At 63.9% G+C, this 11,905-nt stretch carries 10 protein-coding genes; all 10 read left to right on the plus strand.

Going from position 1 to position 11,905, the window contains the following annotated elements; translation table 11 throughout:
- Positions 1-199: 199 nt before the first annotated feature.
- The 10 genes from MFP24_RS15555 to MFP24_RS15600 all read left to right on the plus strand — a co-directional run bounded on the left by MFP24_RS15555 (position 200) and on the right by MFP24_RS15600 (position 11,904).
- Positions 200-1,168: a Bug family tripartite tricarboxylate transporter substrate binding protein gene (locus tag MFP24_RS15555; protein ID WP_249231471.1), complete on the plus strand. Its 969-nt coding sequence runs from the start codon at positions 200-202 to the stop codon at positions 1,166-1,168.
- Between the two features lie 21 nt (positions 1,169-1,189).
- The gene (locus MFP24_RS15560) at positions 1,190-1,681 is read left to right on the plus strand and encodes a tripartite tricarboxylate transporter TctB family protein (RefSeq protein ID WP_249231426.1); all 492 of its coding nucleotides are present in this window, start codon (positions 1,190-1,192) and stop codon (positions 1,679-1,681) included.
- The gene (locus tag MFP24_RS15565) at positions 1,681-3,195 is read left to right on the plus strand and encodes a tripartite tricarboxylate transporter permease (protein ID WP_249231425.1); all 1,515 of its coding nucleotides are present in this window, start codon (positions 1,681-1,683) and stop codon (positions 3,193-3,195) included. Before MFP24_RS15560 ends, MFP24_RS15565 begins: the two co-directional genes overlap by 1 nt.
- Positions 3,192-4,754, plus strand: a complete 1,563-nt coding sequence (locus MFP24_RS15570; protein WP_249231424.1) for a rhodanese-like domain-containing protein — start codon at positions 3,192-3,194, stop codon at positions 4,752-4,754. Before MFP24_RS15565 ends, MFP24_RS15570 begins: the two co-directional genes overlap by 4 nt.
- 378 nt (positions 4,755-5,132) lie before the next feature.
- A complete protein-coding gene (locus MFP24_RS15575) occupies positions 5,133-6,248 on the plus strand; it encodes an ABC transporter substrate-binding protein (protein WP_249231423.1) in 1,116 nt (371 codons plus the stop codon).
- A gap of 48 nt (positions 6,249-6,296) precedes the next feature.
- Entirely contained in the window at positions 6,297-8,174 is a 1,878-nt protein-coding gene (locus MFP24_RS15580) for an ABC transporter permease (RefSeq protein WP_249231422.1), read from the plus strand.
- Entirely contained in the window at positions 8,174-9,022 is an 849-nt protein-coding gene (locus tag MFP24_RS15585) for an ABC transporter ATP-binding protein (protein ID WP_249231421.1), read from the plus strand. The genes MFP24_RS15580 and MFP24_RS15585 overlap by 1 nt, the downstream gene beginning before the upstream one ends.
- Positions 9,015-9,749, plus strand: coding sequence for an ABC transporter ATP-binding protein (locus MFP24_RS15590; protein ID WP_249231420.1), 735 nt, complete (start codon positions 9,015-9,017; stop codon positions 9,747-9,749). The genes MFP24_RS15585 and MFP24_RS15590 overlap by 8 nt, the downstream gene beginning before the upstream one ends.
- On the plus strand, positions 9,746-11,461 hold the full coding sequence (locus MFP24_RS15595; protein ID WP_249231419.1) for an FAD-binding protein: 1,716 nt from the start codon (positions 9,746-9,748) through the stop codon (positions 11,459-11,461). Before MFP24_RS15590 ends, MFP24_RS15595 begins: the two co-directional genes overlap by 4 nt.
- Entirely contained in the window at positions 11,458-11,904 is a 447-nt protein-coding gene (locus MFP24_RS15600; protein WP_249231418.1) for a 2Fe-2S iron-sulfur cluster-binding protein, read from the plus strand. The genes MFP24_RS15595 and MFP24_RS15600 overlap by 4 nt, the downstream gene beginning before the upstream one ends.
- Position 11,905: the final 1 nt, after the last annotated feature.

Genomic DNA, 11,905 nt, shown 5'->3' on the forward strand with positions numbered 1-11,905 from the left:
GCCAGTCATAACCCCCACAACGCATACCTGTTTATCAAAAAATTAACTTTAGACAGGAAGAAAACTTCTTTTCAGATCCTTCCGCAGGGAATTAATGTAATTGCATTAATTTCAATTGTTATTAATGCGATACGTTCAGATAAGTCTTCCCGGATTTTTCCCGTTAATTCCTTTGGTTGGAGGAGATGCCTTGAAAAAGGTGATTTTGTGGTTGGCCGCGCTGTTTTTTTCCCTGTCAACGGTCGGCGCCCGCGGTGCGGTCATTGATGAAAATTATCCCCAGAAGACCGTGCGTATCGTCGTGCCGGTTGCGGCGGGCGGCAGCGCGGACAAGCTGGCCCGGGTGCTGGCGGAAGAGCTGAGCCGGTCGTGGGGGCAGTCGGTGGTGGTGGAAAATATCCCCGGCGCGGGCGGCGTAATCGGAACGTCTCAGGCGGCTCGCGAGCCGGCGGATGGCTATACCCTGCTGCTGCGCGGCGAGTCGGCGGTGCTGCCCACCCTGTTGCTGCCGAATCCCGGTTACCGGCTCGACGATCTGACCGGCGTGGTACAGGCGGTCGTCAATCCGCAAATTCTGGTGGTCCGTCCCGGCTTGGGCATTTCCACCCTGCAAGAGTACATCGACCTGGCCAAAACAAGGCCGGGAGAGATTACGGTGGGGCTGCCGGGTAATGCCGGCATTGCCCATATCGCCCATGAGCAGTTCAATCGCCAGGCGGACATCAAGGTGAACTTTATCCCTTATTCCGGCGGTGCTCCGGCGGCGGTCGACGTTATCGGCGAGCATATCGACGCCACCCTGATCACCCTGGCGGCGGTGACGGAATATGTCCGCGCCGGTCGTCTGGTGCCCATCGCCGTCACCACGTCCTATCGCTCTCCCGCACTGCCCGACGTGCCGACTTTTGCCGAGTCCGGCCTGCCCGGGTTCTCGGTGGAGAGCTGGCAAGGGCTGCTGGCGCCGGTCGGCACGCCTGACGGAGTGAAAAACAAAATCAATCGCGATGTGCAGGCATTGCTGAACACGCCGCAGGTCAAGGAACGCGTTGAGAACCTTGGCTTCGGCATTGCAAAACCGCATACGCCCGCGGACGTTGACGCCATACTGCAAGAGCAGGGTCGGACGTATGCGGAAATCATCAAGTCCGCCGGCATCAAGCTGCAATAAACACATAAAGGCGTGAATGCCATGCGCATCGTCGATCACAAGAGTTTTCTGACGGGGGTATTTTATATTCTTGTCGGCGCAGGCGGCGTCGGCTACAGCAGTCTTTACTCTCTGGGGAACCTGGCCCGTATCGGGCCGGGATATTTTCCGTTGGCGCTGAGCGCGTTGCTGACGCTGCTGGGGGGGATTATCAGCCTGCGTTCCGTCAGGCTGAGCAAGCCGGACGCGCCGAAAAGCCCGCGGCGCGCGCCGGTATTCGACTGGCGCGGCGATATTTTTATCCTGCTGTGGATCCTCGCCTCCGTCCTGCTGTTCGCTTTTTTGCTGCCGACGCTGGGGCTGGTGCTCGCCATCCCGCTGCTGGTGATTTTGTCGGGGCTGGCGAGCCATAACAGGCATTATCGGCAGATCCTTCTCAACGCTTTCTTTATTACGCTGCTGAGCCTGGCGGTATTTATTTACGGACTGGGGCTATTGCTCCCGCTGTGGCCGCGTTTTCCGGGGGGCGCGTAATGGAATTGCTGGATAATCTCTACCTCGGTTTTACCACGGCGCTCTCCTGGCAGAATTTGCTCTACGCGCTGATTGGCTGTCTGCTGGGCACGCTGATCGGCGTGCTGCCCGGTCTGGGGCCGGTGCCGACCATCGCCATGCTACTGCCGATTACCTACAACCTGCCGCCCACGCCGGCCCTGATTATGCTGGCCAGCATCTATTACGGCGCGCAGTATGGCGGCTCGACCTCGGCCATTTTGCTGCGCATTCCGGGGGAGTCCTCCTCAGCCGTCACGCTGATCGAAGGCCACGCCATGGCGCGTCAGGGGCGCGCCGGCGTCGCCCTGTTCGGCGCGGCGGTCGGCTCGTTTATCGCCGGCTGTTTCGGCGTCATGCTGTTGGCCGCTTTCGCCAATCCCTTGACGGAGCTGGCTTTTATCTTCGGTCCCGCCGAATATTTTTCGCTTATGCTGCTGGGGCTGGTGGGGGCGATCGCCCTGTCGTCGGACGCTTTCGACAAGTCTTTGGGAATGGTGATTCTGGGCCTGCTGCTGGGACTGGTGGGGACGGATGCCAACTCCGGCGTGACGCGTTTCGACTTTGGCGTATTGCGCCTGATGGACGGCATCAGTTTCGTTTATCTGGCCATGGGGATTTATTCCGTCGCCGAAATCGTCGGCAATCTGGCGCAGTATAAAAAACAGCCGGTGGCGGCCACGACGAAAATCAATACGCTGTGGCCGCAGGGCAAGGATATCAAAAGGATGCTGCCGTCCATCGGGCGCGGAACCTTGCTCGGTTCCGTGCTGGGTATTTTACCGGGCGCCGGCGTGACCATCGCCGCCTTTGCGGCCTATACCCTGGAGAAAAAAGTTTCCCGATACCGGGGAGAGTTCGGCGCGGGGGCGATAGAGGGCGTCGTCGGCCCGGAGTCCGCCAACAATGCGGCGGCGCAGACCAACTTTATTCCGCTGCTGACGATGGGCATTCCCGGCAGCGGCGTGATGGCGCTGATGCTGGGCGCGATGATGATCCACAATATCCAGCCCGGCCCGCAGGTGATGGCCAACCATCCGCCGCTGTTCTGGGGGCTGGTGGCCTCGATGTGGATAGGCAACCTGATCCTGATTATCCTCAATCTGCCGCTGGTCGGCATCTGGGTGCGTCTGTTGTCCATTCCTTACCGGCTGCTCTATCCGGCGATTCTGGTGTTTTGCTGCGTCGGGGTCTACTCCATCAGCAATTCCGTGTTCGGCATCTATGTGATGGCCTTTTTCGGCGTGCTGGGGTATCTGTTCGTCAAACTGGATATTTCTCCGGTTCCCTTGTTGCTGGGGTTTGTTCTCGGGCCGATGATGGAAACCAGCTTTCGCCGGGCGCTGATGGTTTCGCGCGGCGACCTGAGCGTATTTATCGACCGGCCCATCTCGCTGTCCCTGCTGCTGGCGACGCTGGCATTTGTGCTGCTGGCCCTGTTGCCTAAGCTGAGACGAAGAAAACAGAAACTGTTGGAGGAGACGGAAACGTTATGACGACATTGATTGCGGCGGCGACGGTTAAAACCTGGCTGCACGACGGCGGTGAGATTGCGTTGCTGGACGTGCGCGAAGCGGGGGAGTTCGGCGAAGGGCACCCGCTTTTTGCCGTGTCCGTCCCTTATAGCCGGCTGGAATTGGACGTCGGGCGCCTGGTGCCGCTGGCCCATACCCGCATTGTGCTGCTCGGCGGCGAAAACCATACTGCGGAAAAGTCGGCCCGGCGGCTGAAGGAGCTGGGCTATCAGCAGGTTTATATCCTGTCCGGCGGCATCGCCGGCTGGCGACAGGCGGGGTATGGGGTATTCAAAGGGGTTTATGTGCCCTCCAAAGTGTTCGGCGAACTGGTGGAGCACGAATACGCCACCCCCAGCCTGAGCGCCGCCGAACTGCATGACTTGCAGCAAGGGCCGCAGCCGGTGCTGTTGCTGGATGGGCGTCCGCTGGATGAATTTCATAAGATGAGCCTGCCGGGGGCGGTATGTTGTCCCAACGCCGAACTGCCTTATCGGCTGCATTCGCTGGTGGCCGATGAGCGTATCCCGGTGGTGATCAACTGCGCCGGAAGGACGCGCAGCATTCTGGGGGCGCAAATCCTGCTGTCGGCGGGCGTCCGCAATCCGGTATATGCGCTGGAGAACGGTACTCAGGGCTGGTATTTGCAGGGATATCCGCTGGAGTCGTGCAGCGCCAGGCGCTATCCGCCGGTGGACGGCGCCGCGCCTGTCCTGCACTCGCGGCGCGAGGCGGCGCGCGCTTTCGCCGTACGCCAGGGGGTAAGCTGGATCGACGGCGCAACGCTGCGCGTCTGGGAAAAGGAACAGCAGCGCAATCTGTTTGTGTTTGATATCCGCACGGCGGAAGAGTTTGCGCAAGGCAGCCTTGCCGGAGCGGCGCACGCGCCGGGCGGCCAGTTGTTGCAGAATACCGATGTGTTTATCGGCGTGCGCGGCGCGCGGGTGGTGCTGGCCGACGCAGACGCGATCCGCGCGCCCATTATCGCCGGCTGGCTGAAACAGATGGGACACGAGGTTTATCTGCTGGCCGAATTGGAACTCGCGCCTCCGTCGCCTGAAGCGCGGGAGGCGATAGCGGCGGAAAAAATCATCGCTCTGCCACGGTTGGCGCAGGGGCTGGCGCAAAATAGCCTGAGCGTTATCGATCTCAGATCCAGCCAGAGCTATCGCCACGCGCATCTGGAAAACGCCGTCTGGTCCATTCGCCCGCGGATTGAAAGCCTGCTGGCCACGGAGTCGCGTCCCGTGGTGTTCGTCGCCGACGATTTGCGCTTGGCCGCGCTGGCGGAAAAAGAGGTTCCCGCCGCGCTGCCGGTCTATTACGCCCGCGCCGATATCGACGCCTGGCGGGCGGCGGGACTGCCGCTGGTCTCTACGCCCGATATGCCGTCCGATGCGCAGCGAATCGACTACCTGTTTTTTGTTCACGATCGGCATGCGGGCAATAAAGAAGCGGCTCGCCGCTATCTTGCGTGGGAAACCGGTCTGATCGACCAACTGGACGCGCAGGAAAGAGCGTCATTCAGACTGCGGCCGTAAGCGTTTAGGCTGCGCCATTGCCGGGTTTGCCGGGGATGAGCGCGGTGCGGCAACCTTCCTTCCTCTGGCCGGATCCGCCCGGCTCTCTTTTCGTAGTCCGCATTATTTACCGATGCCTGCTGCTAACGGTTTGCGAGAAGCGTAGCGGGCGTTGGTTTAGCGGCTTTGCAAGATCCCATCGTTCTATGCTGAACAAATCCTTTTTTATCGGCAGCGCTTATCTGATTACTTTATAAGCTTATCATTTATAAAACGTATGCAATTTATCAATAAAAAATTAGCATCATCCTCATCTTGACGATTTTTTTCTCTATCGAGTAACCGCTGAAAGCGGCTGCCCGGCAGGGGTTGATTGAGCCATCACCAGGGGAATTTGACATGCGTTTATTAAAAAGAGCCTTACCGGCCGGCGCGCTGGCCGTTTCTATACTGTCGGGGAGCGCGCTGGCCGCCGACCCCATCAGGATCGGCGTATTCAGCCATCTGTCCGGGCCGTTTGCCGAATACGGCATCAGCACCCGCAACGCCATCGAGCTGTATGTCGACGGCGTCAATGCCGGCGGCGGCATTGACGGCCGCAAAATCGAACTGGTGATCGAAGACGATCGCAACTCGCCGCAGGAAGCGGCGACGGTGGCGCGCAAGATCGCCGGCACGCCGGGCGTGGTGCTGGCTATCGGCTCATGGTCGACGACCGCGTCGCTGGCGGCGGCGCCGGCGTTTATCGACGCCAGGATCCCGCAAATCAGTCCGACCTCTTCACATCCCGACTACTCCAAACAGAGCGATTATCAGTTCCGGCAAAATAATACCGACGATATTCTGGCGCAGTACAACGCCGACACCATTCAGAACAAGCTGAAGGCTAACCGCATCGCCATTCCCTATTCGCAGGACGACTGGGGCGTGTACACCGGAAAAGCCACCGCTGAAGCGATCAAAAAAGGCGGCGGAGAGGTGGTGCTGCTGGAAAGCGTGCAGCCCAACGCCAAAGATTTTCGTCCGCTGATCAGTAAACTGCGCGCCGCCAAGCCGGACGGCGTATTCCTGGCGCTGCCTTATCAGGAAGCGTCCATCTTTATTCAGCAACTGCGGCAGGCGGGGATCAATGTGCCGGTAGGCGGCGGTATTCCTCTCACCTCGCCCAAATTTATCGAACTGGCGGGCAAAGCGGCCGAAGGGGCGGTGTTCCACACCATTTTCTTCGCCGGCGATCCTAATCAGGCCGAGTTCGTGAAAGCCTATCAGGATCGTTACGGCCGCGCGCCGGACCAGTTCTCCGCGCTGGCCTATGACGCCGTGGGCGTCGGCGTGGCGGCGATCCGCCGGGCAGCGGCGTCGGGACAGCCGCTCACCGGTCAGGCGGTGCGCGATGCGCTGGCCGACGGCCCGGCCTATCAGGGCGTGACCGGCGAAACCAAATACGACCACGGCAACGTGCGCAAGGCGCCGATTTTCATCACGGTGCGCAATGGCAAGCACGAGCTGTTCTGACCCCGGCGCGGGCAGTCTGTTTTCTCTCTTCCGTCGCACGGGGCCGTTATGGAATTGTTTTTCAGCCAGATACTCAACGGTGTGGCTATCGGCCAGGTCTATGCGCTGATCGCGCTGGGCTTCAGCCTGGTATTCGGCGTCTCCAACCTGATTAACTTCGCCCAGGGGGCGCTGTTTATGCTGGGGGCGTTTTTCGCCTTCAGCGGCGTAGTGAGTTTCGGGCTGCCGCTGCCGGTCGCCGCCGTACTGTCGGTGGCGCTGGTGACCCTGCTCGGCATGCTGCTGGAGCGCGTGGCGCTGCGGCCGTTGCAGGATGCCGCCTATATCGCGCCGCTGCTTTCCACGCTGGCGTTAAGCATGATTATCGACCAGTTGGCCGAGATCGTCTGGTCGCCGGAAGGGCAGGCTTTCCCTTCGCCGTTTGAGGATTACACCTTCTTTATCGGCGGCGCTTACATCACCAGCACCGACATTCTGATCTTTACCTTCGGCGGCAGCGTGGCGCTGCTGCTGACGCTGTTTCTGTCGCGAACCTGGCTGGGGCGCGCCCTGCGGGCGGTGGCGCAGGATCGCGACGCCGCGGCGCAGCTCGGGGTGCGTACCGGCAACGCGCGTCAACTGGCCTTCGGGCTGGCGGGGGCGCTTGGCGCCATCAGCGGTATTCTGGTGGCGCTCTATTTCAAAAGCGTCTTTCCGCAGATGGGGCTGCCTTTCGCGCTGAAAGGTTTTGCCGCCGCCATGCTGGGCGGGCTGACCAGCATTCCCGGCGCGGTGCTGGGGGGCATGATGCTGGGCGTGGTGGAAACGCTGGCCAGCGCTTACGTGGGCGAAGGGTTTCGCGATCTGGTGGCCTTTTCGGTGCTGCTGCTGTTCCTGCTGTTTCGCCCGCAGGGGTTGCTGGGCGACAGCCGTCTGTCCGCGCTGGGCGGCGGCGCGGCGGCGTCGGGGGCGATGCCCAGCACCAGCCTGCTCAGTTCCGCTTCCGGCCAGCGCGCCAGCAATGCGGCGCTGGAACTGCCGTCCTGGGGATTTGCGACCGTGGCGGCGGCGTTGTCGCTGTTGCCGCTGCTGACGCAAGACGGCTATCTGCTGCAGGCGGTGGCCTACGCGATGATTTTCGCGCTGCTGGTGGCCAGCGTCTCGCTGGTGTCGGGCAGCGTGGGGGTGATGTCTATCGGTCACGCCGCGTTTTACGGCGTGGGCGCTTACGGCGTGGCGATTCTGGCGCGTGAGCATCAGCTGCCGGCCGAACTCGCGCTATTGGGCGGCGCGCTGCTGGCGGGCACGGTATCCATGCTGGCCGCGCTGCCGCTGATGAAGCTGAGCGGACACACCGCCGCGCTGGGCACGCTGGCGATAGGGCAGATCGGTTTTCTGGTGTTTATGACCTGGCTGCCGGTGACGCGCGGTCCGATGGGCTATCTGGGCATTCCGGCGCCGCATCTGGCGCTGCTGGGGGATCTGCGTCTGACCGGCCTGGCGGGCAAGTTCTGGCTGGTGGCGGCGGTGACCGGCGCGGCGCTGCTGCTGGCCGACCGGCTGGTGAAGTCCGGCATCGGCCGGGTGTGGCGCGGTATCCGCGAAGACCGGCTGGCGGCGCATACCGCCGGGCTGCCGGTGCGGCGCTACGTGATGCTGGCGTTTGCCGTCTCCGGCGCCATGGCCGGGCTGGCCGGAGGGCTGTTCGCCTACGTGCAGACCGTGGTCAGTCCGGAGAGCTTTATGGTGCAGGCATCGATCCTGCTGCTGGCGATGGCGGTGCTGGGAGGTCTGGGCAATATCAGCGGCGCGGCGCTGGCGGGATTCGCGCTGACCTTGCTGCCGGAATTGCTCAGGGGCTTTGCCGAGTGGCGCATGATCGCCTACGGCATCGTGTTGTTGATTGCGCTGCGGGTGCGTCCGCAGGGCTTGCTGGGGGCGAAATAATGCAGCCGAACGGTGGATTTATCGTTGATGCGGTATCGCGCCATTTCGCCGGCGTCAAGGCGGTCGACACGGTCAGCTTCCGTCTGGCGCCGGGAGAAACGCTGGCGCTGGTGGGGCCGAACGGCGCCGGAAAATCGACGCTGATCCAGTTGCTCAGCGGCGTGGAACGCGCCACGTCGGGGCTCATCTATCTCAACGGCCGCCGTATCGACCGGCTGCCGCCGGAGCGCGTCGCCCGGCTGGGCGTGGGGCGCAGTTTCCAGACTTCGCGGGTGTTTCCGGCGTTGTCGGTATGGGACAGCGTCATGCTCGGCACCCAGACGGCCCTGCTGCGCCAGCCTTCCGGGCGGATGATTAATCCGCTGTCGGAGGTGCTGCACACGCTGCTGGCAACGCGGCGCTGGCGCGAACGCAACGCCGCGTGCGAAACCGCGGCGCGCGACGCGCTGGCGTTATTCGGCGATCGGCTGTTGCCGCGCCGGGACGCGCCGGCCTTCACGCTCTCTTACGCCAACCGGCGGCGGCTGGAAATTGCGCGGGTGCTGGCGGGCGCGCCGGATTACCTGCTGCTGGACGAACCGGCGGCGGGCATGAATCCCACCGAAACCGCCGAATTGACCGAACTGATCGCCGACCTGCGGCGACAGCGGCCGACGCTGGGAATTCTGGTGGTCGAACACAAGCTGTCGCTGGTGAGGCGCGTGGCCGACCGGGTTATCGTACTTAATCAGGGGCGGGTGCTGGCGCAAGGCACGCCGGACGAGGCGCTGGATCACCCGGAGGTGATCGAAGCCTATCTGGGCCGCAAGCGCACCCGTCCCACGCAATCGGATGCACATCTTGGCTAATACAGTGAACTCTCCTTTTCTCTCTTTGCGCGGCGTCGAGGTGCACTACGGCGCGGTGCAGGCGCTGTTCGGCATCGACCTGGAGGTACAGGCCGGCGAAGTGGTGGCGGTGCTGGGCGGCAACGCCTCCGGCAAGTCGACCACCCTCAAGAGCGTGCTGGGGCTGGTGCGCCTGTCCCAGGGAGAAATCCGCCTGGCGGATGAGCCGATTCAGGGGCTGGACCCGGCGGACGTGATCGCGCGCGGCGTGGCCAGCGTGCCGGAGGGACGGCGGGTGTTTCCGGAAATGTCGGTGTACGAAAATCTGCTGATGGGGGCCTATCCGCGCCGCGCCGACAAGGCGGCGGTCGCCGCGGCGCTGGAGGAGGTGTACGCCACCTTTCCGCGTCTGGCCGAGCGGCGCTGGCAACTGGCGGGGGCGCTGTCCGGCGGCGAGCAGCAGATGCTGGCGCTGGGGCGCGCCTGGCTGCGCGACGCCCGGCTGATCTGCATCGACGAACCGTCCATGGGGCTGTCGCCCAAATATGTGGATATGGTGTATGAGGTACTGTTCCGCTGGAAGGCGCAGGGCCAGACGATACTGCTGGTGGAGCAGAACGCGCGCATCGCGCTGGAGCTGGCGGATCGCGCTTATGTCTTGCAGCACGGCAGGATTATCGTGCAGGGCGCGTCCGCCGAGCTGGCCGTCGATCCGGCGGTGCGTAAAGCTTATCTGGGGGCGGCATGAACGACGACCTGCGTTATCTTGATACCGATGTGCTGGTGGTGGGCGCCGGCGGCGCCGGCATGAGCGCGGCGATAGCGGCGGCGCAGCAGGGACGCCGCGTGCTGCTTGCCGACCGCAGTCTGATCGGGCGCGGCGGCGCCACCATTATGGCGCAAATGACGGTGGCGGCGGCGCTGGGGGAACAGGGCGAAGACAGCTGGCGGCACCATTACGCCGACACGCTGGCGGCCGGCCGCGGGCTGTGCGATGCCCGGCTGGCCCGCCTGCTGTGCCGGCAGGGCGTATCCGCCATCCGTCTGCTCGATCGGTGGGGCGTCGGCTGGGCGCGGCACGACGGCCGCCTGGCGCAGGTGCAGGCGCCCGGACATGACAGGCCGCGCTGCGTCTACGTCGACTACCTCAATACCGGCCCGGCCCTGGCGCGCACGCTGCGCGCCCAGCTGCTGCTCCATGAAGCGGTGAAGCGGGTGGGCGACCTGCAAATCACCGCGCTGGTGCGCGACGGCGATCGCGTCGTCGGCGCCGTCGGCCTGCACCGGGCCAGCGGCGCCAGCGTATTGATCCGCGCCCGCGCCGTGGTGCTGGCCACCGGCGGCCTGACGCGCCTCTATCGGCGCAGCAGCGCCTCGCTGAACATGTGCGGCAACGGCCACGCGCTGGCGCTGAGCGCCGGCGCCAGACTCCAGGATATGGAGTTCGTGCAGTTTTTCCCTATCGGCCATCTGGCGCCGCGGCTGGTGGGGTTCGATCCGGTGATGTGGGATCCGTTTCGCTATAAGCTGGGGGGCAAATTGCTCAACGGGTTAGGCGACGAGTTTGTCGAACGTTACGGCAATCAGTCGGAGCAGGAGGGCTATACCGTCACGCGCGATGCCGCGACCTACGCGATTATCAAGGAAGCCGAGGCGGGGCGCGGCTCTCCGGCCGGCGGCGCCTACCTGAGCTTTCGCCACGTAGCGGCGGAAAAACTGGACGCGGCGTTCGGCCCGATTATCGGCCGGCTGGCCGAGCAGGGCGTCGATCTGCGCTCCATGATGGTCGAGGTGGCGCCGATCGCCCATTACCATATGGGCGGCGTGCGGGTGGACGAAAACCTGCACTCTGACGTGCCGGGACTGTTCGCGGCGGGCGAAGTGGTGGGCGGCGTCAGCGGCGCCAACCGCCTGTCCGGCAACGCCATTACCGAGGCGGTGGCCTTCGGGCTGCACGCGGGGGCCCACGCCGCCCGTTATGCGGACGACGCCGCGGACGCGCCCGACGCCGTGCGGCTGCGCGCGCTGGCGCGGTCGGCGCTGGCGGCGTTGCGGCCGTCGGGGCGGGAGCTTGCCGCGCGCGGCGTCGGCGAATTGACGGCCGAACTGCGCGACATTATGCAGGACGACGTCGGTCCGTTCCGCACCGACGCCGGTCTGAGGCGCGCCCTGACGCGCCTGGACGCGCTGGAAGCGGAGTTGGGCAATGAACTGCCCGGCACCGTCAGCCCGCACGACGCCCGCCGCGCCGGCGCGCTGGATCTGCGCCATATGCTGCTGGCGGCGCGGGCGGTGGCGCTGTCGGCGCTGAACCGCACCGAAAGTCGCGGCGCGCACCAGCGCGAAGATTTTCCCGGTCTGGACGACGCCTGGACGCTGAACCAGACCGTTTCCTGGCGTGACGGCGCATGGCGCCTCTCCCGCCGGCCGGTACGCGCAACGACGGAGACGCAGGCATGAGCGACAAACCAAACCTGAGAACCGATAACGACGCCGGCGGCCATGCGGCGTTACGCATTCGGCGCGGCGTCGGCGCGCAGGCCGACCGTTACCAGACGTTTACCGTGCCGCTGGCCGAGGTCACCACGCTGCTCGACGGCCTGGAGTGGATACGCCGCCACGCCGACGACAGCCTGGCGTTCCGCTACTCCTGCATTAACGCCAAAGCCTGTAAACAGTGCATGATGCGCCTGGACGGCAAGGTGGTTTACGCCTGCGTGACCCACCTGCGCGCCGACGCCGAACACCGCGTGGAGCCGATGGCCAATAAGCCGCGGCTGCGCGATCTGGTGGTGGAAAACGGCCCCAACGGAGAACGGCTGGAAGAGCCGTCGCCAACCGGGACGCATCGCGCCGAACGCATAAATGATAAACGGGCCGCGCCCGATAATAAGATGGAGTGAA

The organism is Brenneria tiliae, assembly GCF_023347575.1.
GTDB lineage: Bacteria > Pseudomonadota > Gammaproteobacteria > Enterobacterales > Enterobacteriaceae > Brenneria > Brenneria corticis.

What these genes read in the sequence shown, in the direction of transcription:
- MFP24_RS15575 (WP_249231423.1), top strand. Translation starts at nt 5,133, where the DNA reads ATGCGTTTATTAAAAAGAGCCTTACCGGCCGGCGCGCTGGCCGTTTCT.
- MFP24_RS15580 (WP_249231422.1), top strand. Translation starts at nt 6,297, where the DNA reads ATGGAATTGTTTTTCAGCCAGATACTCAACGGTGTGGCTATCGGCCAG.
- MFP24_RS15560 (WP_249231426.1), top strand. Translation starts at nt 1,190, where the DNA reads ATGCGCATCGTCGATCACAAGAGTTTTCTGACGGGGGTATTTTATATT.
- MFP24_RS15565 (WP_249231425.1), top strand. Translation starts at nt 1,681, where the DNA reads ATGGAATTGCTGGATAATCTCTACCTCGGTTTTACCACGGCGCTCTCC.
- MFP24_RS15585 (WP_249231421.1), top strand. Translation starts at nt 8,174, where the DNA reads ATGCAGCCGAACGGTGGATTTATCGTTGATGCGGTATCGCGCCATTTC.
- MFP24_RS15595 (WP_249231419.1), top strand. Translation starts at nt 9,746, where the DNA reads ATGAACGACGACCTGCGTTATCTTGATACCGATGTGCTGGTGGTGGGC.
- MFP24_RS15600 (WP_249231418.1), top strand. Translation starts at nt 11,458, where the DNA reads ATGAGCGACAAACCAAACCTGAGAACCGATAACGACGCCGGCGGCCAT.
- MFP24_RS15570 (WP_249231424.1), top strand. Translation starts at nt 3,192, where the DNA reads ATGACGACATTGATTGCGGCGGCGACGGTTAAAACCTGGCTGCACGAC.